The sequence below is a fragment of the Coprobacter fastidiosus genome, from assembly GCF_030296935.1.
Classification (GTDB): Bacteria; Bacteroidota; Bacteroidia; order Bacteroidales; family Coprobacteraceae; genus Coprobacter; species Coprobacter fastidiosus.
The window spans coordinates 2203966-2229972 of record NZ_AP028032.1; the positions used below are offsets into that span (position 1 = coordinate 2203966).

The 26007-nt window shown below is 40.2% G+C and carries 19 protein-coding genes; 10 read left to right on the forward strand and 9 right to left on the reverse strand.

Features of this window, described 5'->3' with window-relative positions; translation table 11 throughout:
• Positions 1 to 68: 68 nt before the first annotated feature.
• The 3 genes from QUE35_RS08745 (at position 69) to QUE35_RS08755 (ending at position 3747) form a co-directional block, all read left to right on the forward strand.
• The gene (locus QUE35_RS08745) at positions 69 to 599 is read left to right on the forward strand and encodes a shikimate kinase (protein ID WP_009318291.1); all 531 of its coding nucleotides are present in this window, start codon (positions 69 to 71) and stop codon (positions 597 to 599) included.
• A 274-nt stretch (positions 600 to 873) separates the two neighbouring features.
• Positions 874 to 2727: a 2-oxoacid:acceptor oxidoreductase subunit alpha gene (locus QUE35_RS08750; RefSeq protein ID WP_022599981.1), complete on the forward strand. Its 1854-nt coding sequence runs from the start codon at positions 874 to 876 to the stop codon at positions 2725 to 2727.
• Between the two features lie 3 nt (positions 2728 to 2730).
• On the forward strand, positions 2731 to 3747 hold the full coding sequence (locus QUE35_RS08755) for a 2-oxoacid:ferredoxin oxidoreductase subunit beta (protein ID WP_009318293.1): 1017 nt from the start codon (positions 2731 to 2733) through the stop codon (positions 3745 to 3747).
• Positions 3748 to 3997: 250 nt separating this feature from the next.
• Here QUE35_RS08755 and QUE35_RS08760 read toward each other — a convergent pair whose 3' ends face one another.
• The 3 genes from QUE35_RS08760 to mnmA form a co-directional block, all read right to left on the reverse strand.
• Positions 3998 to 5935, reverse strand: a complete 1938-nt coding sequence (locus tag QUE35_RS08760; RefSeq protein WP_022599982.1) for a heavy metal translocating P-type ATPase — start codon at positions 5933 to 5935, stop codon at positions 3998 to 4000.
• Between the two features lie 334 nt (positions 5936 to 6269).
• Positions 6270 to 6701 carry a Fur family transcriptional regulator gene (locus QUE35_RS08765; protein ID WP_031258153.1) on the reverse strand — a complete coding sequence of 144 codons (432 nt, stop codon included), beginning with the start codon at positions 6699 to 6701 and terminating at the stop codon, positions 6270 to 6272.
• A gap of 40 nt (positions 6702 to 6741) precedes the next feature.
• Positions 6742 to 7821 carry a tRNA 2-thiouridine(34) synthase MnmA gene (mnmA, locus tag QUE35_RS08770; protein WP_256998621.1) on the reverse strand — a complete coding sequence of 360 codons (1080 nt, stop codon included), beginning with the start codon at positions 7819 to 7821 and terminating at the stop codon, positions 6742 to 6744.
• A gap of 12 nt (positions 7822 to 7833) precedes the next feature.
• Between mnmA and QUE35_RS08775 the strand changes: the two genes are divergently transcribed.
• Positions 7834 to 8565 (forward strand): HAD family hydrolase, encoded by a 732-nt coding sequence (locus QUE35_RS08775; protein ID WP_022599984.1) that lies wholly within the window; start codon positions 7834 to 7836, stop codon positions 8563 to 8565.
• A 42-nt stretch (positions 8566 to 8607) separates the two neighbouring features.
• Here QUE35_RS08775 and QUE35_RS08780 read toward each other — a convergent pair whose 3' ends face one another.
• Positions 8608 to 9831: a M16 family metallopeptidase gene (locus QUE35_RS08780; RefSeq protein WP_022599985.1), complete on the reverse strand. Its 1224-nt coding sequence runs from the start codon at positions 9829 to 9831 to the stop codon at positions 8608 to 8610.
• Between the two features lie 163 nt (positions 9832 to 9994).
• Between QUE35_RS08780 and QUE35_RS08785 the strand changes: the two genes are divergently transcribed.
• From QUE35_RS08785 to QUE35_RS08810, 6 genes are all read left to right on the forward strand, one after another.
• Positions 9995 to 10549 carry an LOG family protein gene (locus QUE35_RS08785; RefSeq protein ID WP_022390621.1) on the forward strand — a complete coding sequence of 185 codons (555 nt, stop codon included), beginning with the start codon at positions 9995 to 9997 and terminating at the stop codon, positions 10547 to 10549.
• 29 nt (positions 10550 to 10578) lie between these two features.
• Positions 10579 to 11199, forward strand: a complete 621-nt coding sequence (locus QUE35_RS08790; RefSeq protein WP_009318300.1) for an SIS domain-containing protein — start codon at positions 10579 to 10581, stop codon at positions 11197 to 11199.
• 6 nt (positions 11200 to 11205) lie between these two features.
• Positions 11206 to 12135 carry a carbohydrate kinase family protein gene (locus QUE35_RS08795; protein WP_022599987.1) on the forward strand — a complete coding sequence of 310 codons (930 nt, stop codon included), beginning with the start codon at positions 11206 to 11208 and terminating at the stop codon, positions 12133 to 12135.
• A 110-nt stretch (positions 12136 to 12245) separates the two neighbouring features.
• Positions 12246 to 13301 (forward strand): tyrosine-protein phosphatase, encoded by a 1056-nt coding sequence (locus QUE35_RS08800; protein WP_022390619.1) that lies wholly within the window; start codon positions 12246 to 12248, stop codon positions 13299 to 13301.
• Positions 13302 to 13541: 240 nt separating this feature from the next.
• The gene (locus QUE35_RS08805; RefSeq protein WP_022390618.1) at positions 13542 to 15332 is read left to right on the forward strand and encodes a DEAD/DEAH box helicase; all 1791 of its coding nucleotides are present in this window, start codon (positions 13542 to 13544) and stop codon (positions 15330 to 15332) included.
• A gap of 235 nt (positions 15333 to 15567) precedes the next feature.
• On the forward strand, positions 15568 to 17076 hold the full coding sequence (locus tag QUE35_RS08810) for a GH3 auxin-responsive promoter family protein (protein WP_022390617.1): 1509 nt from the start codon (positions 15568 to 15570) through the stop codon (positions 17074 to 17076).
• A 143-nt stretch (positions 17077 to 17219) separates the two neighbouring features.
• Here the strand turns inward: QUE35_RS08810 and QUE35_RS08815 are convergent, their stop codons facing one another.
• The 5 genes from QUE35_RS08815 to QUE35_RS08835 form a co-directional block, all read right to left on the reverse strand.
• Entirely contained in the window at positions 17220 to 19661 is a 2442-nt protein-coding gene (locus tag QUE35_RS08815) for a T9SS type A sorting domain-containing protein (RefSeq protein ID WP_022599989.1), read from the reverse strand.
• Positions 19662 to 19849: 188 nt separating this feature from the next.
• The gene (locus QUE35_RS08820) at positions 19850 to 21388 is read right to left on the reverse strand and encodes a YifB family Mg chelatase-like AAA ATPase (protein WP_009318306.1); all 1539 of its coding nucleotides are present in this window, start codon (positions 21386 to 21388) and stop codon (positions 19850 to 19852) included.
• A gap of 10 nt (positions 21389 to 21398) precedes the next feature.
• A complete protein-coding gene (locus tag QUE35_RS08825) occupies positions 21399 to 22517 on the reverse strand; it encodes a TlpA disulfide reductase family protein (RefSeq protein ID WP_147404877.1) in 1119 nt (372 codons plus the stop codon).
• A gap of 125 nt (positions 22518 to 22642) precedes the next feature.
• Positions 22643 to 23935 carry a methionine adenosyltransferase gene (metK, locus tag QUE35_RS08830; RefSeq protein ID WP_009318308.1) on the reverse strand — a complete coding sequence of 431 codons (1293 nt, stop codon included), beginning with the start codon at positions 23933 to 23935 and terminating at the stop codon, positions 22643 to 22645.
• A gap of 262 nt (positions 23936 to 24197) precedes the next feature.
• Entirely contained in the window at positions 24198 to 26006 is a 1809-nt protein-coding gene (locus QUE35_RS08835; RefSeq protein WP_022599993.1) for a thiamine pyrophosphate-binding protein, read from the reverse strand.
• Position 26007: the final 1 nt, after the last annotated feature.

A 26007-nucleotide genomic window follows, 5' to 3' on the forward strand; every position in this document is an offset into this window, starting at 1 on the left:
AGTATTGTAGTAAAATGGTCTATTTTTGCAAAACAGTTATCATAACAATCAAATCTATACCGCCAGTTATGAAAAGAATATTCCTTACCGGATACATGGGTTCTGGAAAAAGTACTCTCGGATTACGTCTCGCACAAAAAGCCGGACTCTCGTTTATCGACCTCGATCATTATATCGAAACCCGGTTCAGGAAAACCATAAATGAAATATTTGCAGAAAAAGGAGAAAAGGAATTTCGCATTATCGAACGGAACATGCTGCGAGAAGTCGGAGAATTTGAAGATGTGATAATCGCCACTGGCGGCGGAGCTCCCTGCTTTTTTGATAATATCGACTATATGAATAAACAAGGATGTTGTATCTATTTACAAACAACCCCTGAGATTCTTTTTCAAAGATTGAAACACGCCCGTAGTAATCGTCCGCTATTACGGGATAAAACCGATTCGGAGCTAATGGAGTTCATAAAAACAAATCTTTCAGCTCGTGAAGAAAAATATAAACGATCATCTATTATCTTCGATACCGGTGAATTGGAAAGTTACGATGCCATAGAAAAAGCCGTAGAACGACTTTATACTATTATCGAACAAAAATAAATTAACACTCTCTTCTATTTTTCTCTTTTCCATGAAAAAAACTCACAGAAATAGCTTATTTTTAAAATTTCATAAGGATAACTTCTCAAAAGTTGGTTTAGTTACCAAAAATTTTGTTTCTTTGCGTTGTAGTAACAAATTAGCTTCATAAAAAGCACATTTGCTATACAATAAATACCATTTTAGCAAAATATATAATAATTTGAAACTTGAAATATTCCTGTTTTTCATTACAAACAATTCGATCGAAACAATAAACTAAATAAGGGAGATTATGTCAGAACAAACGAACGTGAAAGAACTGGAAAAAGTGGTTATCCGTTTCTCCGGAGATTCCGGAGACGGAATGCAATTGGCAGGAAACCTCTTTTCAAACATTTCGGCAGCTATCGGAAATGAAATTTCCACTTTCCCCGATTATCCGGCAGAAATACGTGCCCCTCAAGGGACATTGGGCGGAGTATCCGGATTTCAAGTGCATATCGGTAAAGGGGTATATACTCCGGGAGATAAGGCCGATGTTTTGGTTGCCATGAACCCGGCAGCATTAAAAACCAATACTAAATATGTAAAACCGAATGCAGTGGTTATCATCGATACCGATTCATTCCAAAAAAATGATCTCGAAAAGGCAGCATTCCTAACCGAAGATCCTTTTAAAGAATTGAACATGAATTCGGTACAAGTAGTTCCCGTAGCCATCACATCTCTTGTCAAAGACTCTTTAGCAGACTCGGGATTAGATAACAAAACAATTCTTCGTTGTAAAAATATGTTCGCATTAGGACTGATTTGCTGGTTATTCGACCGCCCCTTAGATCAGGCCGCACACTTATTGAAAAACAAATTTGCAAAAAAAACGTCCGTTCTCGAGGCCAATATTAAAGTCATGACCGACGGATATAATTACGGAAACAACATACATGCTTCGGTATCGACTTACCGTATCGAGACAAAGTCGGCAAAAAAAGGATTCTATACCGATGTAAACGGAAACAGGGCAACTGCATTAGGATTGATCGCTGCATCTGAAAAATCGGGGTTACCGTTATTTTTAGGAAGTTATCCTATCACTCCGGCAAGTGATATTCTTCATGAATTGGCCAAGAGAAAAGATCTGGGTGTAAAAGTCGTTCAAGCAGAAGATGAAATAGCCGGAATATGCACGGCGATCGGAGCTAGCTTTGCCGGTAACCTTGCAGCCACATCGACTTCCGGCCCGGGACTTGCACTAAAAAGCGAAGCAATCGGTCTTGCCGTTATGGCAGAGCTGCCGTTAGTGATTATCGACGTACAACGCGGAGGCCCTTCTACAGGACTCCCGACTAAATCGGAACAAACAGACTTGCTACAAGCTTTGTACGGAAGAAACGGCGAATCTCCCGTAGTCGTTCTCGCGGCTTCGACCCCGACCAACTGTTTCGATATGGCCTTCGCCGCATCAAAAATAGCATTGGAACACATGACTCCGGTCATTCTTTTGACAGATGCTTTTATCGCAAACGGCTCTTCGGCTTGGCGCATTCCCGAAATGGAAGAATATCCCGAAATACATCCTCAATACGTTTACAATGATTTATTGAAAGATAACTGGAAACCTTATAAACGTAATCCTGAAACGAATGTCCGTTATTGGGCTATTCCCGGAACAGAAGGTTTTATGCACCGATTGGGAGGGTTGGAAAAAGACTGTATTACCAGTGCCATATCAACCGATCCGGCCAATCACCAAAAAATGACGGATATGCGACAAGCAAAAATCGATTATATAGCAAACGAAATACCCGAACTTGAGATATTGGGTAATCCGGAAGCTGATTTACTGGTTGTCGGATGGGGTGGTACATACGGACATCTTTATTCTGCTGTGGAATCAATGAACGCTATCGGCAAAAAGGTAGCAATGGTTCATTTCAATTATATCAATCCAATGCCCAAAAACACGGAAGAGATACTAAGACGATATAAGAAAGTCGTAGTTTGCGAGCTGAATAACGGACAATTCGCCACCCAATTATGTGCCAAAATTCCGGGACTTACCAATGTATCACGATTCAACAAAGTTCAAGGTCAACCGTTCATGGTAAGTGAACTGACCGATCATTTTTCAAAACTGATGGAGGAATAACTCATGAGCAGCAATACAGAATATACCGCCAAAGATTTTAAAAGCGACCAATATGTACGCTGGTGTCCGGGGTGCGGAGATCATGCCGTAGTAAATACATTACAAAAAGCAATGGCCGAGTTAGGCATTCCGCCTCACAAAACGGCTGTTATATCGGGTATAGGTTGTTCATCCCGGTTACCGTATTATATGAATACTTATGGATTTCATACGATTCACGGACGGGCAGCAGCTATCGCAACGGGTGTCAAAACCGCCAATCCCGATCTCACGGTATGGCAAATTACCGGAGACGGAGATTGTCTGGCTATCGGTGGGAACCACTTTATTCATGCCTTACGAAGAAATGTAGATCTTAATATTATCTTGCTGAACAACAAAATATACGGACTCACAAAAGGCCAATATTCTCCGACCAGTGATCGAGGAGCTGTTACCAAATCATCTCCCTACGGTACGGTCGAAGACCCTTTCGTACCCGCAGAACTGACATTCGGAGCTCGAGGACATTTTTTTGCCCGGGCAATCGATGTCGATCTGGCCGTATCTAAAGAAGTAATGGTAGAAGCTGGAAGACATAAAGGGGCATCGGTCGTTGAAATTTTGCAAAACTGTGTCATATTCAACGACCACATACATAGTTATGTAGCGGATAAAGAATTCCGGGCAGAACGAACAATACATTTGAAGCACGGAGAAAAAATGCTTTTCGGTAAAGATCTCAATAAGGGATTGGTTCTCGACGGTTTCACATTAAAAGCAGTCACAATAGGAGAAAACGGAGTAACACTTAATGATATACTCACTCATGATGCGACAACCCGAGATAATTTCTTACATCAACGCCTTGCCATGATGGACGGTCACGAACTGCCTTTGGCCGTAGGTGTTATTCGATCGGTCGATGCTCCCGTCTACGATCAAGAAGTAAAAAAACAGATCGACTCCATAAGAGAGAAGAATCCGAAAAAGACTCTTCGGGATCTTTTATTAAGTGAAGAGACATGGGAAGTTAAGTAAAATCTTGTCCGAGTTTTTACAAAGTTGACTTTGTGTGTTTTTTTGAGTTTTGCAAAGATGTTCTAATTCAAAGTTTCTTTATCGAAAAGATAAACTTTTAATCTGAAACCTAACTCAATTCAACGTAACCCCAAGAGCCATATCAAACTCTATTTTGAGTAATGATATGGCTCTTTAAATTTATCCTTTCCATAGTGCTCGTCTTAGAGCCTGTTCAAATTTTGCTTAGGTCAGATTTGAGAACAAACGCTTAAATTCGTAACGCCCGCATTGCATTAAACACTGCCAAAACAGTTACACCGACATCTGCAAAAACAGCCATCCACATAGTACCGAGCCCGATAGAAGCAAGAACGAGTATTGCAATCTTTATACCGATAGCAAACCATACATTCTCATGTGCAATGCATATGGTGCGACGTGCAATACGTATTGCTGTGGCTATTTTTGACGGTTGGTCATCCATGAGCACCACATCGGCGGCTTCTATTGCGGCATCACTGCCAAGTCCACCCATTGCAATACCAATATCCGCACGTTTCAAAACAGGAGCATCATTAATTCCATCACCTACAAAAGCAAGAGTTTTGTTTTCTGTTTTTGTGGCAAGCAACTGCTCAACATATCTCACCTTATCGGCAGGCATCAACTCGGCGTAGCAAGTGTCGAGTCCGAGTTTTTTTGCCACATCAAACGCAACCTCCTTACGATCACCGGTAAGCATTACCATATGATCCACGCCAAGTCGTTTCAGTGATTTAACAGCCTGTGCACTATCATCTTTCAAACGGTCATTTATGACTACATGCCCGACATATTTACCATCTACGGCCACATGAATTATCGTTCCTATACTATGACAATTATTCCATTTTACACCAATCGCATCCATCATTTTAGAGTTACCCACACAAACAGTACAGCCCGATACATTTGCACGGATTCCATGTCCTGCAATTTCCTCGACATCCGTTATCTTACAACCATCTGTTGCCTCGTTCGGGAAAGCGGTACGCAAGGCTTCTCCTATCGGATGTGTAGAGAAATGTTCCACATGCGCCGCAAGATGTAAAAGTTCTGTTTCATTGAAATCATCAGGATGTACAGCTGTTACCTCAAATTCTCCCCGAGTTAAAGTTCCGGTCTTATCGAATACCACCGTACCCACTCTTGCCAGCGTATCCATATAATTACTCCCTTTAATAAGAATACCTTTGCGTGATGCACCGCCAAGTCCCCCAAAGAATGTGAGCGGTACACTGATCACCAAAGCACATGGACATGATACTACGAGAAAAATCAGTGCACGGTGAAACCACGCCGGGAACGACTCGGCAAATCCCACCGATGAAAATAACGGTGGTATAACAGCAAGCAGTAATGCGGCAATAACCACAATCGGGGTATATACGTGTGCAAACTTTGTAATGAACGATTCACTCTTAGATTTATGCTCATCGGCACTTTCCACCAGTTCGATAATTTTTGAAACCGTACTCTCCCCGAAATCTTTAGTCGTTTTTACGCGAATAACCCCCGTAAGGTTAACACAGCCCGAAATTACGTCATCGCCCACGCTCAAATCTCTGGGCATGCTTTCTCCCGTCAGGGCAATCGTGTTAAGAGATGATGTGCCGTCAATAACTTTTCCGTCAAGAGGAACTTTTTCGCCCGGCTTAATGACAATGATATCTCCCACATTTACATTTTCGGGTGAAACGGTTACCAATTTTCCACCGATCTCCACATTAGCAACGTCAGGACGTATATCCATAAGATGTGAAATGCTGCCACGGCTCTTTCCTTCAGCATAATTTTCAAATAACTCTCCTATTTGGAAGAATAACATTACAAATACCGCTTCCGGAAATTCTGTCTCAGCTCCCGGAAAAAAGCCAATACAAAGTGCGCCGATTGTAGCAATAGACATCAGGAAATGTTCATTGAAGATATCTCCACCCAAGATGCCTTCAGCCGCCTCTGCCAATGTATGATAACCGACAAACAAATAAGGAGCGAGATAAACGAGTAGTAGTTGCCATGTTGGCAGATTACAGTTCTTCTCAATAAGTACCGCTCCAATAAACAAAAGTATAGTGACGATAATAAGGATTACTTGCCCTTTCAACCCTCCGTGAGCATGAAGGTGTTTATGACCGTGATGATGCTCGTGATGATTATGTGCCATAATTAAAACATGATTATTTTGATCTTTGGCACAAAGTTAGAGAGAAAATTATGCAACCTGATTGCAAAGAAATTTGTACCCTCTATTGAGTAAAAATGATTTGCACTTTATTCTATATCATTTGCCTTAGAGCCTATCTAAATTTTCCGATAAAAAACTCTATCGGGTCATTTTTGCTCTTTCTTCCGGTCTGTTTTACCGTTTTCACAAGAAGTGGACAGTGAAAATAAGGCTATAATCGAGGACAAGCAGTCCATATCGGGACAAGGCATATCCTCCACAGAAAAAACAAGTATTGGCAAAGCGCCAAAGAAATGCCGATCAAGCAAACGTCTCAAATTTCGGAATGCCGTCTCTTACATTCCGGGCATTCCCCCTTGATCATATAATTGACAAAATGCGGTGTGAAATTTTCGGGAAGTTCCATTACCGGAACGTGTATCGTCTTAAAACAATATGTCCGGTGACACACTTCGCAATAAAAATGGATATGCATATCGGAAAGAGAGCATCTGCCTTCACTCATGCAAACCTCATACTTTAAAGACCCGCTGCCGTCTTCCATTGCATGAACGACATTATGTTCGAGAAACAATGTCAACACACGAAAGATGCTGGACTTATCCATCGTAACGATAAAATCTTCTAAATCCGATAAACTGACAGGCGTCGAATTACTCAACAAAGCTTTTAATACCAATATACGGTTAGCCGTCGGCTTTACTCCCTTTCGTTCTAATTTTTCCAAAATTTCTTTCTCTCCCATATTCTCCATAGCACATTTTTAATCTGATATAACGTTATTATTACTCCGCAGATACAATAATGCCTCCGCCCAATAGTCTATCCCCGCAATAAAAAACGGCCGCCTGACCGGGAGCAACAGAATGTACCGGCTCGTCAAAACGAACTTCCGCCTGATTATCCGAAATAAAAAAGACCCGACAAGGAGTATTCTGTTTTCGATAACGGATTCTGCAGGTTATCGCACAACGTCCGTCAAAATCGGAAGAATCGATTACATTTACAGATTTCAATATCATCCGGATTTTATACATCCCCGAAAGGGGCGCAATAACTACTCGATTATCTTGAGCAGAAATTTCTTTAACAAAAACCGGATGCTGCAAATTCAACCCCAGTCCTCTGCGTTGACCTACGGTATAAAAAGGATATCCTTTATGCTTACCGATAATCTTGCCGGATTCATCTTCGTAAAATCCCTCTGAAAAAACAGACTCGCCCAACCGTTTTTTCAAAAAAGAGCGATAATCTCCCGGACAAAAACAAACTCCCAAACTATCTTTTCGGGCAGCAATCTGAAAGAATCCCCGTTGTCGGGCAATTTCCCGAACCTCAGTCTTTGTTAACGTCCCTAAAGGTAAAATCATTCTTTTGATCAAAATTTCAGGAAGTCCCCAAAGAAAAAAGGATTGGTCTTTGTCCGGATCGACTCCGGATTGCAGATAAGAATGACCACCCGCTTCCATCAATCGGACATAATGCCCGGTAGCGATATGCCGGATACCCTGTTCATCTGCAACTTTGGCCATTAACGGCCATTTAAAGGTATTATTGCAAACAATGCAGGGTACAGGAGTGCGACCGGACATATATTCATCTATAAAATAAGCAACGATATTCTTCTCAAATTCCGCCCTTGCATCATAAATATAATGAGGTATTCCCAATCGAGCAGCTAATTCAGCCGCCTCACTCAAATATGCAGTATTTTCATCAATCTCATAAAACCGAAACGTTATACCTGTAACATCGTAGCCCTGCTCCTGCAGCAACATTGCAGCGACAGAACTGTCTGTACCGCCACTCATCCCCAATAAAACCTTTTTTCTGTTCATTTCAGATTTTTTACCTCTCGCAAATATAAGACTATTCCTATGAATGTATGTATCTTTGCTTTCAAAATGGAAATGAATCGTATGAAAAAAGAATTGGATATCATCACTTTCGATGCAGACGACACGTTATGGGAAAATGAACTTTTTTTCAGGGAAAACGAGCATTGTTTTTGCGAACTGATTAAAGAATATGCCGATCAAAATCAAGTCCTCGAATCGTTATTAAAAAACGAAATAAAAACACTTCCTATATATGGTTACGGAATCAAGGGATTTGTTCTCAGTATGATAGAAACAGCATTGGAACTCAGCAACAATAAAATTTCAGGAAATACGATTAAAGAAATATTGGAATTAGGGAAAAAACAGCTTTCTTATCCTGTCAAATTAATCGACGGTGTAGAGGATACGCTATCTGCTCTTCAAAAAGATTATACCTTGGTTATGGCAACGAAAGGCGATCTTACCGACCAAGAACGAAAGATCGAAGAATCGGGATTAAAAAAATACTTTTCCCATATCGAAATCATGAGCGAGAAAAATGAGTCGGGTTACCGGTCTCTGATAGATCGTCTACAAGTATCTCCGGACAAATTTCTCATGGTCGGGAACTCCTTGAAATCGGATATTATTCCGGTCTTGTCGATCGGAGGATATGCTGCACACATTCCTTTTTATACGACATGGGAACATGAAAAAGTTGACAAGCCGGAGACATGTGACCGGATGTTTTCATTAAAATCGATTCGGGAATTGTTGTCTATTATTTAGTTCCTGTTCAAATTTCCCGATAAAGTCCAGGTAGACTCTTAATTAAACAAAAACAAGAGTCGAAATGCTTTTTTCGTCCAATATTTCATTGGCAACCTCGAGCAGATCCGATGCAGTAACGGCTTCTACCCTACGAAATGATTCTTCAAGAGTATCATATTTATTGTAATGTAAGAAGGTTTTTCCTAAACCCAAAGCCATACTTTCCCGATTTTCAGTTCCGACCCCCATCTGTCCGATAAACTGCTTTTTGACCGCAGCCAGTTGGGATATAGACAATGCCGTATCACGCAAACGCTTAAATTCTTTATGCATCAATGAAAGACATCTATCAACTTTCTTCGGATCTGTTCCGAAATATATAGCAAAGACCCCGGTATCTGTATATGAAGTTACAGAAGACTCGACAGTATAAACACATCCTGTTTTCTCACGTAAAGCAATGTTCAGACGGCTGTTCATGCCCGGCCCTCCAAGCATATTATTCAATAAGAATAAAGGGACGCGCCGCTCATCGAACATACTATACGCCCGATTCCCGACCAATGCATGCGCTTGAAAAGTATCCAAAATACGCCGCTCAGCAAACGGAGTATATCCTCCGGGAGCAACTCTATGGTTTATACCTTTCCCTTCCGGTTCTCCCCCGATATATTTCTCAAGCAGAGATATCACACGCTTAAAAGGCGTATGTCCCATAAAAAAGAACACCATATTCGAAGGTATATACTGCTGTCTCAAAAAACGACGTCCGTCTTGAGAGGTAAAACGAAGTAATTCTTCCGGTTCTCCCAATATATTGTGCCCCAAGGCATGTCCTGAAAAAAGCAAATTCTCAAATTCATCATAAATCAATTCGGCCGGATTATCTTTATAAGAATTGATCTCATCGAGAATTACTTCCACCTCTCGTTCTATCTCCTGCGCCGGGAATTGCGAATGGAGTACCAAATCACACAGCAACTCGACAGCCCGAGACAAGTGCTCTTCTAAAAAAACGGCATATACAGTTGTCTCCTCCTTTGCCGTATAAGCATTCAACTCACCTCCAACATTTTCCATTCGGTTCAAGATATGCCACGATCTGCGATGTGCAGTTCCTTTAAATATAAGATGCTCGACAAAATGAGCCATACCGAATTCCCCTGAGAATTCGTCCCTCGTTCCCGCATTGACCGTAAATCCGCAGTAAGAGACAGTAGAAACGGTAGGCTGATATATAATACGCAACCCGTTCGATAAAGTATAAAATTGATGATGTGCCATGCTTTCTTTTTCTTTTAAGCGCACAAAATTAGATATAAAAAAATGTTCCGAACTATTTTTTCCAAAACATTTCTTTTACTATCAACAATATACTATTGATAAAAAATATTTTGAGAAAGATAATATTTAGTAAAAAAGCCCTATCTTCGTTTTTATAAATCCAATGAAAAAAACTATGATTCAAAATATCGGTCTTTTTTGCGCTTCAGGGAACGAAGTCGACAGTTGTTATTTTGAAGAGTCGGCAATAATAGGCCGATGGATAGGGAAAAATAAAAAAAGGTTGATATACGGTGGGGCTAATGTCGGACTCATGGAAGCGACAGCCGAACACGTCAAAAAACACGGTGGATCTATCACCGGGATCATTACACACCGCATCTGCGATTATGGAAAGGCCAGCCGACTACCGGATGAGCTGATAAGGGTAGACACTCTCGGAGAGAGAAAACAAATAATGCTCGACAAAGCCGATGTATTCATTGCCTTGCCCGGTGGATTCGGAACATTAGATGAAATTTTTACCGTAATCGCAGCCGGACATTTAGGTTATCATGACAAGAAAGTCGTATTCTGCAATACAAACGGATTCTACAACCTTCTGATCAACCAGATAGAGCTATTTTACAGGGAACGATTCGCATCTCCTCATTACAAAAATTATTATCAAATAGCGACAAATGCAGAAGAGTGTATCCGAATACTCGAGAATTTTTGAATTATTAAATCAATTAAATATATACCGGAATGACAACTGCTGAGGACATTCAATCTATTTTACAACGTGAAGCAAACGCTATATTAAATATTCCTATATCCGATGCTTTTGAAAAAGCAATTTCATTAATTGTAGAACAAGTACATCGCAAAAAAGGGAAATTAGTTACCAGCGGAATGGGGAAAGCCGGACAGATTGCCATGAATATCGCAACGACTTTCTGTTCTACAGGAATACCTTCTGTTTTTCTACATCCCAGTGAAGCCCAACACGGAGACTTAGGCGTTCTGCAAGAAAACGATCTAATGCTGGTAATTTCTAATTCGGGAAAAACCCGTGAAATTTTAGAATTACTCGTTTTGGCATCCCGGCTGCAACCTGATCTACGATTTATTGTCATTACCGGAAATCCCGACAGTCAATTGGCACAATCCGCCGATGTCTGCCTGTTTACCGGAGCACCGGCAGAAGTTTGTCCGTTAGGCCTCACTCCGACGACTTCGACAACTCTCATGACTGTTATCGGCGACATATTAGTCGTAGGCACTATGAAAGCAACCGGATTCGACAGCAGCCAATACGCACTAAGGCATCACGGAGGATATTTGGGACAACTTTCACGGGAACAATCTTGTGACGACAAAAAATAACGATATATGCGAAAAATTATTGGCATAGGAGAGACAATTCTCGATATAATTTTCAAAAACGGACAACCAACCAAAGCCTTACCGGGAGGTTCTGTATTCAATACGATGGTCAGTCTGGGACGTTTGGGAATACCCGTTCACTTCATAACGGAATTAGGACAAGATCAGGTCGGGAACAATATCTTGTCATTTATGCGAGAAAATAACCTGTCGACTGAGAATGTAGATATATTTTGTGAAGGGAAATCGCCCGTATCTTTAGCCTTTTTAAATGACCAGAATGAAGCCCGGTATATGTTTTATACCCAATATCCCGAAAATAGACTAAATGTCATATGGCCAAGAATAGACCCCGACGACATTCTGATTTTAGGCTCATACTATGCCGTAAATCCATCTCTAAGATACCGGATAACAGAATTTCTGGAATATGCCCGTGAACGGAAAGCCATAATTTATTATGATCCTAATTTCCGGAAAGCTCACGCCCACGAAGCCATGCGCATCACTCCGTCTTTACTCGAGAATTTCGAATATGCAGATATTATACGAGGTTCGGAAGAAGATTTCGAGACGTTATTTAATCTTTCAGATCCGGGGAAAGTATATCTCGACAAAATTAAATTCTATTGTCCTAATTTTATCTACACAAGAGGACCAAAAGGTGTAGAATTATTCACAGCTCAGACACATTTACATTTCGACGTACCGCAAATAAAACCGGTCAGTACGATCGGAGCAGGAGATAATTTCAATGCCGGACTACTTTACGGTATACTGAGAGAAAACATTTCACGCAGTCAATTAGAAAACCTTTCACCAGAAAAATGGTCAGACATTATATCCTCCGGAATAGACTTCTCTTTAGAAGTATGTAACTCTTATGATAACTACATTTCTACCGAATTTGCAGCAAAATACAGGACAACACATTAATAGTCTGCCAAATCCACAAGATATTCTATTATATATTAAAGAATATAAAGCCTACTTTTTTATAGTGGGCTTTTTTTATATTTGCGAATATTTATCAAGAGTCACAGACTATGCTAAATCATCTCAAATATCTTTTTTTACTTATTATTTTCTCAGCTTGCAGTTCTTCAGAACCAGAAATTGACATTGTATGCGAAATCGATAATACTCCGGATTATATACTGAAATGGGATATTTCTCCTGTTATCGAAGGCAATGTAAAGATATACAGTTCTGTCGATCCCCAAAATTTCGATACAGAAAACGGGCTGATTGCAGAATGTCCGATATCTGATGAAAACATACGTATCCATACAAATCCGACTATTGCCCGTAAATACTTTTTATTAAGATTTGACGACAAATATGACCGTATTGTCGGAACCCGCTCCCAACAATTCAATTTCGTCCAAAATTTCAGAGATCTCGGCGGTTACAAAAATTATGATAAAAAAAGAATCAAATGGGGAATGTTGTATCGGTCTGGAAAAATAGACTCACTCGACAATGAAAGCATACAGCGTATGAAAAATCTGAAAATCAAAACCCTGATCGACTTCAGAGACTCTCAAATTTTCACTTTGCCTCCGTCAAGTCTCAAATTAGAAAATATCATACACATGCCCATATCTTTATACCCATTAGATATGTTAGAAGAGAAAATCAACAACCATGAATTCAAACGGGGAGATGCATGCGTATTTATGCAAGATCTGTTTATCGATCTTTCCAAGAAAGCAACGACAACGTATAAATCGATGTTCAACCAGTTGTTAATGCCCGAGAACTACCCGGTAGTACTCACATGCAGTTATGGAAAAGATTATACAGGATTTGCAGTAGTCCTTATCTTATCTGCCCTGAATATACCCGAAGAGACAATCTTAGATGACTATTTATTGACAAATCAGTACCTTGACAAGCGTTCAATAGATCTGAATTTAGTCGATTTTCCTTTAGATATACAAGAAGCGGTCACCGCCTTGATGACTGCAGATGAACAATACCTCAATTGCGCATTTAAATATATAAAAAGACAATACGGCAGCATTCAGAATTATCTGGAACAAGAACTGAACATGACTCCGGAAAAACAAAAAAGATTACAAGAGATTCTTCTTCAATAACATTCTTTTGGCTCTAATTCTCTATGAATTAAACAAATTCAGTTAAAAATATGCTGAACTTACGATTATGCCAATATTTATATCTACCTTTGCAGGCAAATAAATTCTTTAGGTTTCATGTAGGTATACGATTCTCCTTTTAGGCGGACAGCCCCGTCAGGTATTGAGAAAGTTAAAAGGTTGGGATAACACAGCGACTTCTTGCGGCAATCCTAAAGGTTCTAATAAGCACATAAATAAATGAAAACATTTGAAGAATTAGGAATCGACAGCAAAATATTAAAAGCGATTTCTGAAATCGGATTTGAGAATCCAATGCCTGTACAAGAACAGGTTATTCCCCTTTTACTTGCCGAAAATACCGATATCGTAGCTTTGGCTCAAACCGGAACCGGAAAAACTGCGGCATTCGGACTTCCCGTAATTCAAAAAATAGATGTCAGCGACAATTATCCTCAAGCCCTTATCTTAAGTCCGACAAGAGAACTGTGCCTGCAAATAGCCAGTGATCTGAACGATTATTCAAAATATATCAGCGGGCTGAAAATACTTCCCGTTTACGGAGGATCAAGTATCGAAAGCCAGATAAGAACATTGAAAAAAGGAGTACAAATCATCGTAGCGACTCCGGGCCGTCTCATCGATTTGATGAACAGAAAGATGGTAAAACTCGACCGGATAAGTACAGTGATTATGGACGAAGCCGATGAGATGCTCAATATGGGCTTCACGGAAAGCATAAACGAAATATTAGCCGCTATTCCGGAAGAACGCAATATGTTACTATTCTCAGCTACCATGCCGGCGGAAATAGCCAAAATAGCAAAAAACTACATGAGTAATCCCAAAGAAGTGGTAATCGGGAGCAAAAATGAAGGAGCTGAAAATATAAAACATGTTTACTATCTGGTACACGCAAAAGATAAATATCTGGCATTAAAACGCATTGCCGACTATTATCCCAATATATACGGCATCATTTTCTGCCGTACCCGACGGGAGACCCAAGAGATAGCAGACCAACTGATACAAGACGGATACAATGCAGATTCTTTACATGGAGAGTTATCTCAAGCACAACGGGATGCCGTCATGCAAAAATTCAGAGTAAAAAACCTTCAGCTATTGGTCGCAACCGATGTTGCGGCACGCGGTCTCGATGTAGATAACCTGACCCATGTCATCAACTACGGATTACCAGATGACATCGAGACATACACTCACAGAAGCGGTCGTACAGGCCGTGCCGGAAAAAAGGGAACTTCCATCGCCATAATTCACGTAAAAGAAAAAGGGCGAATGCGGGATATTGAAAAAATCATCGGTAAAAAATTCGAAAAAGGGCATATTCCGACAGGAGGTCAGATATGCGAAAAGCAATTGTTTAATCTGGTAGACAAAATTGAAAAAGTTAAAGTTAACGAAGAAGAAATCGCATCTTATCTGCCATCCATCTTCCGCAAACTGGAGTGGTTAAGCAACGAAGACCTCATCAAGCGAATCGTTTCGCTCGAATTTAACAGACTGATCGATTATTATGCAGATGCAAGCGAACTGGATATTCCGGAGGACAGAAATACGAAAGAGCGGGGAAATCAACGTGGAGAACGCACAAGAAGTAAAGCCAGAAAAGCAGAAGAAGGCTATTCCCGCCTTTTTATCAATCTTGGAAAAGCCGACGGTTTTTACCCCAGTACATTAATCGAAATGATTAACGACAACGTTAAGGGACACGCCTCCATCGGCAGAATCGATGTTCTTCCGAACTTCTCATTTTTCGAAGTAGAAGAGAAATCTGCTCGTAACATAATCGGAAGCCTGAAAAACATCAATTTCTTCGGCAAACGGGTTTCTGTAGAACCGGCAGACAAAAAAGAAAGCTCCGGGAAACGGGAACATTCCGACAGAAAAGGGGGATTCGGTAAAAGAGATTCCGGAGGAAAATCTTCACAAAAACGAGGAAGTTTTGGAAACGAATACAAATCTTCCAAAAGTCGGGGACGTGAAAACAGTAAGAAAAAACGGAGATAATAAAAACTCCGTTATTAAAAAATAAGAACAAACCGTAAGTCTGAAAATGGATTTACGGTTTCTTTGTATTATCCGATCCTCAAAATCTATATTTTGCCAAACATAATTTTATAATTCGATAAACAAAATGCCTCTCAATTGCTACATAATGCAAAATACATGCATATAATTTACTGATCATGAAATAAAAATTAGTATATTTTGTATTTTTGCCTCGAATAACAACCAAAACAAGATGGATATAACACCTATAGTACGCCCGCTTTTTGCCAAACGACAAAAACAGATCGACTTGTTTGAAAGATACGGAGACGAGATACAAAAAAAACAACTATACAACCTTCTTGAAACAGCACAAAATACAGAAATAGGGAAACTATACCGTTTCAAGAAAATCCCAGATTATAAAACATTCTCCGAACAAGTTCCGTTGATTACATACGAAGAGCTGAAACCGTATGTAGAACGGATGCTTAAAGGTGAAAACAACCTTATATGGCCGTCAAAAGTCCGCTGGTTTGCCAAATCTTCCGGGACGACAAACGACAAAAGCAAATTTATTCCGGTCAGTAAAGAAGGATTGTACCAATGTCACTATCGGGGGGGTACAGATTGTGTCGTCAGTTATTTGAACATGAATCCCGATAGTCGGATGTTCTCAGGAAAAGGTTTGATTCTCGGGGGAAGCCACCAGATCAGCTCTCTCCGCAAAGACATCCGATGCGGAGATTTGTCGGCATGCCTGATACAGAACATCAATCCGTTAGTCAACCTCATCCGTGTTCCGGAAAAGCGAATCGCCTTAATGTCGGAATGGGAAAAGAAACTCGAAGAAATCGTACGGTCCACCCTACACAAGAATGTAACAAACTTGTCCGGTGTTCCGTCTTGGTTTCTGACTCTGATAAAAAAGATATTACAACAAAGCGGAAAACAATATCTATCCGAAGTATGGCCTAATCTCGAAGTGTTCTTTCATGGGGGAATAAGCTTCGAACCCTACCGCTCTTATTATAAAGAGCTGATTCCGTCTGAAAAGATGCACTACGTAGAAACTTACAATGCCTCAGAAGGATTCTTTGCCGTACAAAACAGTTTTGACGAACAGGGAATGCTGTTGTTACTCGATATAGGTGTGTTTTTTGAATTTATTCCTTTATCGGAAGTCGGGAAAAAAGATCCGGTCGTACTACCGATTTGGGAAATAGAAAAGGGCCAGAATTATGCATTGGTTATTACGACCAACAGCGGACTATGGCGATACCAGATAGGCGATACGGTAAAAGTAACATCGACCGATCCTGCAAAAATCATTATCTCCGGACGGACAAAACATTTTATCAACGCTTTCGGAGAAGAACTAATGGTAGATAACGCAGAAAAAGGTTTGGCAAAAACTTGTGAACAAACAGGAGCAATTATCTCAAATTACAGTGCCGCACCGGTATTCATGTCGAACAAAAGCCGAGGTCGCCATCAATGGTTGATCGAATTCGAAAAAGAACCGGAGTCATTAGAACAGTTCGCCGACATTCTCGATGCGACATTACAGAGCCTTAATTCGGACTATGAGGCTAAACGATACAAAGGTATCTTCCTTGACCGGCTTGAAATAATAAAAGCCCGTCCCGGACTATTCCATGACTGGTTGAAAGATAAAGGGAAATTGGGCGGACAACACAAAATTCCACGCCTCAGCAATAGCCGTGAGCATATAGAAGATATGCTAAAAATGAACCACTGAGTTTTTACAAATGACCTGATAATATTTTTTTATCGGGAAATTTAGATAAGTTCTGAAAATCAAAATTTTATAAACAAAAAAGCGGTTATCATCAAAATTACAGATAACCGCTTTTTGTTTATATAAGATTTACTTGCAGAACTTCATCGCTTGATAATCTTTACAGACTTTTGTTCAGTACCGTTACTTAATACAACGATATAAAATCCTGAAGCAAGATTTTCTACACCAATATCATTGATACCCAATTCTATATTTTTATTGATCACAACATGACCATCAAGTCCCACCATAATCATGTTCCACATATTTTCTGTTCCATTATCGATAAATAAATTACCATCTACAACAGTATTCAAGACTTTCAACTTATCAATCGTCTGCTCTTCTATGCCATCAACTCCACCATCATATTCCAAGAACACATCTATATCTACATATTGTGACAGAATATCCATTTTTGATAGTTGAACTGTTTTCTCTAAAGTTTCATATCCAGTAGCCTCTACCCTATAAGTAAGGCTATTTCCGGAAACAGGAATAAGAGTTTGGACCTGTCCTTGACGATTCGACCGATAAGCCTCTCCATTAATCGTCACTTTTGCATTCTTAATATAACCTGCATATCTATCTCGGATACTCATCGATACCGTATAATCGGTCTGCGGAATTTCCAGATCTAAAGTAACATCAACGACCTCGCCAGCCTTAACGGTAACTGCTTTCTTCTCCGACGAATGCATATCAAAGCCGTTATCATCACTACCCGATGCGATAAAGCTATACTCTTTGCCGCTTTCAAGCCATACCATGACTTCTTCACCATAAAGGTCAACCGTCTGCCCATCAGGATATATACAAAATATATCATCTACCGAAATTCCTTCAGGAGCAGTAGTATATACCCGTACAGTACCATAATTTCCGAGATCAATTTCTACATTACGATTATTATCATCTATCTCGACTTTCTGTTCATGATAAAATGCCCCTCTACTGTCATCTTTACTAATAGCAAAAATATAAGAACCGTTCGGCAAAGAAAATTGAACCGGCTCTTCTTGACCGGGATAGAAACTGAAATTGAACAAATCCATTCCATTTTCACTTTTTACCTCATACGAAAGATATTCCGATTTAATAGATTCCGGCATATTTTTTACACTAAAAAAGACCGGTTTGCTTATACCTTCGGCACAATCTACAGTTATAGTCTTTTTCTCATCTCCTTTGGAAATGGCAAACGAACCCTTTGACTGCAAATCACTATTATTACTTATCAACACATAATTATATTCGCCCGGAGAAAACATCTCTTTAGAAGACATATCCCCAATGTATAAATCGCGCACCAAGGTAGCATTGTGAAATATCTTTATATACGGATAATTTTCTTCAGGCTTATTTATAACATCAAAAAATACTTGTGTATAATTTTGTTCATCAAAAACAATATCTAACCTATCTGTCGTATTTGCTTCAAAAACATCATTCTTAACAGGGAATTTATAGCCTGAGCAAGTCGGATTGATACTATAACTGAATTGTCCGTCTGCCGGCAGATACATCTCATGAGCCACAACTCCCTCTCCGGATAAAGACTCATAATATTCATCTTGATTCGACTCATAAGCCTTCATAATTGACAATGCAACAGACTGAAGACCTATTCCGGATATGTTGAATATCACTTTCTTATAGTCATCAAACCCATATTTTACATCAATATCTTTTCCGGATACGGTAAACTCTACGATAGAGTCATCGCTCCCCAAATAGTTATTATAGGAAGCATCTACCCCGAAATAATAAGATCCATCCAACAAATAGGCTCTCCCTATTCCTTCGTCATCGGTATCAAGCTCCATATCCAAATCCGCATTCGTTGACGGAATAACATCAATAGAAGCTCCTGCCAAAGGCTTTTTTTCGACTCCTGTAACATGGAATGTTACCAAATGCATCTTCTCCATGTCGATGTCTATAATCTCTTCTACATCTCTATTATCCACAGTCAAATAATGCTCAGTCGTCATTACGGCAGCATCATCAAATGTAATCTCAGGTTCATAGGTATATTTCCCGGATTTACACCATGTTGCATTATCAACCATATTAGTATAAATATGACTTCCTCCGGGGAATGATGACCCGCTATCGTCTTCCGAAGAATAAATATAATCAACATAAAGAGACATTCTCTTATCTTTTGCTTTTATTTGTACATAATGATATTGAGAAAAATCTACTTTGAAATTAGCTTCTGTTATCGATTCAAGATTTTCAATAAAGCCTTCCAATTCACACACAATACGGTTATCGGGAGTTCCTATTGTAAAATTTACTATATCATCACCGAAATAACAACGTATTTTGCCTACATAACTTTTTGTAGAATTATCCCATACAAATGGCTCGACAACTTCTTTATGACAGGATATATTCAATGAAGAAGGATCAAAATGCTCTGAATCAGGAGATATAATACTAACTCGTGTCGGCAACGTTTTATATTCAACTCCTTCCTGAGCATAATTCTGTACTGCCAATAACAAACAGAAAAAAGATAGTAACAATTTTTTCATAAATATACGATTTTAAAAAAGTGACCCATTTATTTGTCATAAATACAACAAAAGCAAAATTATCGAAAATAACAGCAATTCAACGCTATTTCCATAAATAGTTTCAGAAATATGCAATATTATATTAAATACAGAAATATTTATATCACAATATATTAGTACATCTAAGCACCCATCTAAAGAAGTGATCAGCCTGCCCAATTTTCTCTATCGAGATTCCGGTAATTGATCGCTTCGGCAATATGCACCGACAGCACATTCTCACTCCCTGCCAAATCGGCAATAGTACGAGCAACCTTGAGAATACGGTCATACGCCCGTGCCGACAGGCCGAAACGTTTCATGGCGTCTTTTAACCGTTCTTTACCAAGTTCATCGGGCTGGGCAAAACGGTTCAATAATTTTGTATTCATTTGCGCATTGCAATACACCCCCGGAATATCTTTAAACCGTTCTGCTTGAATATCACGTGCTCGTATTACTCTTTCCCTGATTACGGCACTGGGTTCTCCCGGACGGCTATCCGCCATTTTCTCAAAAGGAACCGGAACAATCTCAATTTGTATGTCTATACGATCAAGTAACGGTCCGGAAATACGATTCAAATATTTCAGAACACTGCCGGGAGGACAAATACATTTTTTCTCAGGATGATTGTAATATCCGCACGGGCAAGGATTCATCGAAGCTACCAACATCAAACTGGCCGGATATTCGATCGAATATTTTGCTCGGGAAATAGTTATTTTACGATCCTCCAACGGCTGACGCATCACCTCAAGAACCTGCCTTGAAAATTCAGGTAGTTCATCCAAAAATAAGACTCCGTTATGAGCTAACGAAATTTCGCCGGGCTGAGGGAAAGCTCCTCCTCCGACAAGAGCTACACTCGATATAGTATGATGCGGAGCTCTGAAAGGACGTTGAGACAACAAAGAACTCCCCCGCTCCATCTTTCCCGCCACCGAATGTATTTTAGTCGTTTCCAATGCTTCCTGCAAAGTCAATGGGGGCATAATAGAAGCTATCCGCTTCGCCATCATCGATTTTCCTGCTCCCGGAGGGCCTATCATAATCAAATTATGACCACCGGCGGCAGCGACCTCAAAAGCTCGCTTAACATTTTCTTGCCCTTTTACATCTTCAAAATCGAGATCAAATTCACATTGCTGTTGATAAAACTCTTTTCGAGTATCGATTACAGTAGGAGACAAAACTCTCTCATCATTAAAAAATTCGATCACTTCACGGATATTCCCGACACCGTAAACATCGAGATTATTTACGACAGCCGCCTCTTTTACATTCGCTTGCGGAACGATGAGCCCTTTAAATCCGTCTTCTCTCGCCTTGATTGCAATAGGCAAAGCCCCCTTTATCGGAAGAATAGAACCGTCCAAAGACAGTTCTCCCATAATCATATACTGTGACAGCTTATCGGGTTTGATCAATTCGGCAGAAGCCAAAATACCGACAGCCAACGGCAAATCATACGCAGAACCCTCTTTCCGAATATCGGCAGGAGCCATATTTATAACAATCTGGCGACGAGGAAATTTATAACCATTATGTTGAACAGCCGAGACAATACGTTCATGGCTTTCCTTTACAGCCGCATCAGGAAGTCCAACCAGAAAAAAACGGATTCCTTGCGTACAATTCACCTCGATCGTTACGACCAAAGCATCTATTCCCTGCACAGCAGCACCAAAAACCTTTATCAACATGATCCGAGATTTAACCTTTTTCCTTAACAGATTCCAGACTATCTATTCGGGAAACCATTTTATCTATATATTTTTTAAGTTCATCTCCTTCCAACCCGACTTTTTCCAAGCGTCCGGTCTTATCAAGAATCATCGTATATGGAATTCTGGAAATGCCTAAATTCCGTGTCGAAGAAGCATTCCACTCTTCAGGCTGAATCAACTGAGTCCATTCAAGAGAGTCGTTTTTTATCCGGTTTCTCCAGCTTTCCTTATCTATATCGAGAGAAATATTTACGACCCTGACTTTATCGTCTTTATATTTAGAATAAATTTCTCTTATATTTTTCATCTCCTCCCGACTTGCCGGATCATAAGATGCCCACCAAGTCACTACTGTCGGAATATCTCGAAAAGTATTTGTCGAAACCGACTCTCCTTTTTTATTTTTCAAAACAGAATAAGGGAAAATCTTTCCTACCGATACTCTCCGTACCTGCTCTATAAAAAGATCTATTTTTGCCAACAACGAAGCCGGTTTTGCTTCAGAAGGCATGATGCGCAACAAAGAATCACACAATTCTACCGTATTCTCATTTAAAAGATATTCATACATGAGAATTATAGAAGCCGGAGAAGCCGGTTTTGCAGAAATCTCGGATTCGGCATCTCTACAAATTTCATTTTCTAATTTTTTCAGATCATCAAAATAAGCAGAATCTTTTTCCCGGGTATAATATTCTTTCCGCTTTTCGGCAATCCTTTGCAATAATGCACCATTCCGTTGATTAAAATCCGTAACGGCCTGGTATGCTTCATTCCCTTTTATCCGAATCTCAAAAGGTCTCTGTACGTCCCCCTCTAAAGAGATGTGATCTCCGTTTTTTACAAATAACTGCATCAACGGGGTATAATCTTCTGTATACAACTGCAAAGAAGTCAACATCTCACTTTCTCCCGTCAGCTCGAATTTACCCGACTGTACCCTGATCGTATCCATTTTAAGCTCTTTCTTATACCTTTCGTGTACGGCATATAAATACTGACCCTCCAAATGAGAAAGATTTCCTTTTACAATATACTTATCTCCAGAACTACATGCCGTCAAGAACAAGAAAAAGGAGAGAAAAAATATGATTATATTTTTCATATATTCATTTATATTGATGACTATCTGCAAATTTACTTTTTTTGTCAACAGCAACAAAAAAAGTCTGTTCAAAGATATACTCGAACAGACTTTCCTCTTATTTTTCTTAGAGACCGTCTAAACCATCAAAGACCGAATGCTTCCTTAACCGCATCCACATAGTCCAACTTTTCCCAAGTAAAAAGCTCTACTTCTCTAACAACCGGCTTCGGGAAGTATTTTGAAGAAAAAGTCTTGACTACCGTACAAGGCTTACGTCCCATATGACCATAAGCTGCCGTTTCTTCATAAATAGGATTTCGCAATTTCAAACGTTTTTCTATGGCTTTAGGACGCATATCAAAAATAGCGCCTATTCGAGATGCGATTTCGGCGTCACTCAATGCCACATGAGATTTACCGTAAGTATTTACATAAATACTTACCGGCTGAGCAACACCGATCGCATAAGAAACCTGAACAAGAACCTCATCGGATACACCTGCCGCTACGAGATTTTTGGCGATATGACGGGCTGCATACGCTGCAGAACGATCGACTTTCGAAGGATCTTTTCCTGAAAAAGCACCGCCGCCATGTCCGCCTTTACCTCCGTAAGTATCTACAATAATCTTCCGACCCGTAAGTCCGGTATCCCCGTGAGGACCGCCAATCACGAATTTTCCCGTAGGATTTACATGCAGAATCAACTTATCGTCGAAAAGAGCTTTCAAACGTTCGGGAAGTTTGGCTATTACACGGGGAATCAAGATGTTCTTTACATCTTCAAAAATTATCGATAGCATCTTTTCATCAGCAACCATCTGTGCTTCATGAGTTTGCTCTGTCGGTACTATGAATTCATCATGTTGCGTAGAGATCACAATCGTATGAACCCGGACAGGGACATTATCCTCATTATATTCTATCGTCACCTGAGATTTAGAATCGGGACGCAAATAGGTCATCTCTTTTCCCTCCCGACGAATCGCAGCCAGCTCGATCAACAAGAGATGAGAAAGATCTAATGAAAGCGGCATATAATTGTCCGTTTCATTAGAGGCATATCCGAACATCATCCCTTGATCTCCAGCCCCTTGATTCATTTCATCTTCACGTTCTACCCCACGGTTTATATCTGCAGATTGTTCATGTATCGCAGAAAAAACACCGCAAGAGTCTCCGTCAAATTTATATGCGCTTTTTGTATATCCGATACGGTTTATTACCCGACGGGCAACATCCATCAGATCGACATAAGCATCAGATTTTACTTCTCCGGCAAGTACTACTTGTCCTGTAGTCACCAATGTTTCGCAAGCTACTTTCGAGTTGGAATCATACGCCAAAAACTCATCAAGCAAAGCATCCGATATCTGATCGGCTACTTTATCGGGGTGTCCTTCAGACACCGATTCCGAGGTGAATAAATAGTTCATCTGTTTTTAATTTTAATTTATGCACAACCGTGCTCCATAAAAATATTTATTAAAAAACGGGGAAGGAAATGAATTAAAGCCGGATTCCGTACAACATGGCAGGTCACGCAGTTTTAGCATTTTTTTGTGTGGTTGCAAGCAGCCAAATCCTTCCACATTTATTTCGCGGCAAAGATAATGCATTTCCGGCATATAAAAAAGAGTTCCGGGATTTATTGATCACAGAACTCTTTTTTATATCGGTTACAGTCTTGACAATATCTTATTTACTGCCGGGATATGTACATTTTTGCTGTTCTTCATCGGGCAAGAACGGGAACATTCTCTCTAACGGAGACGATACCATCTTACCGTTTTTATCCATCGAAGAAGCGGATTTAGGGAACAACGTTTGTTCCGGGTCCATCGTAATTTCACAAATCATGACTCCCGGAGAAGCTAATACTTCCGCGATTGTATCTTTTAATACTTTCCCTTCTTCATGTATGCGGACAAAAGGTATTCCGTAAGCTCCGGCAATTTTTGCCATATCGGGACATATCACCCCGCTCTGCGGATTACTTCCCGTATATTTTTTATTAAAAAACGACTTCTGTGTAGTTTTTATCGCCAGATAACCTTCATTTTCCAACACAAATATTTTCACCGGAAGATTAAATGTCAGTAACGTCTGCAATTCCTGAATATTCATCTGAATGCTTCCGTCTCCGGTAATCAGTATAGTCCGCCCCCATTTATTGGCAGCGGCAGCACCTATGGCTGCAGGCAAATCATATCCCATAGCAGCACAACCCTGATTGGCAAATACCCTGACTCCCTTGTTTACGTGCATCGCCTGATAAGTAGAGGTATAAGCCGTGCCATTACCCGTAACGACAACATCTCCGCTTTTCAATTGCTTAAACAACTCATCGGCAAACACATACGAACTGATATAACCCGGAGTCGAGGGATTGTCTTCGAATACCGTAGGCAGTTCTTTACGACGCTCATTCCCCCAATTTATCCAAGCGGTATAATCCGGGAAAGAGATAGTCGATACCTCCGACTCCATCTCTTTAATAAAAGGATTCAGGTCGGCATGTATCTTCATATCCGGTGTAAACGTAGGTTTCGACATTTCGCAAGCATCGATATCGACCATGATCTTATATGCCGACGGAGCAAATTGTTCATAGGCATATCCGATTTGGCGAATGCCCAAACGAGTTCCGAGAATAATCAACAGATCGGAATTTTGTACCATCACATTCCCGATCCGGTCACCGCATATTCCCGGTTTTCCGAAAAACAAAGGGTGATCATGCCAAATGATATCATGTCCGCTAATCGCCGTGACTACCGGAATATTCGTTTTTTCTGCTATCCGGATAAAATCATCTACGACTCCGGCCAATCTCAAACCATTACCGACATAGAAAACCGGACGTTTTGCAGTCTTCAATTTCTCAATGACAGATTTTACCGACTTCTCTATCGGGGTGTACGATTGCTGTTCCAACTCCGACGGATCGAACTCTTTTAAGTTTTCTTCTTCGATAAGAGCAGCTTGTACATCCAAAGGAACATCGATCCAGACGGGACCCGGGCGGCCATGTGTCGCTAAATAAATTGCTTTATCTATATAGTATTTTATATCATTCGCATCCGTAATCATCTCGGCAAACTTTGTGATCGGCTTCACAATATCGATAATATTTGCTTCCTGATCTCCCAATTGCCGCAAATGCAAATCCGGACAAGCATGTATCGTCGTACTCTGTTTTACCTGACCCGAAATATAAATCGCCGGAATAGAATCTGTCCATTGTCCCAAAACTCCGGTTACGGCATTTGTTCCTCCAGGACCTGTCGTTACATTCGTCACACACAATTTGCCCGAAGCGCGATAATACCCTTCAGCTGCAATCGCCGAGGCCTGCTCATGATGATTACAAATATACCGAATATCGGGATTTCGTCCGATAGAGTCATTCAAGTGCATCGCACCGCCACCCGTAACTAAAAAAACATCTGTGATGCCGTGTTTCTCTACTAAATACTTAAACAAAAAATCACTGGTCTTAATCATA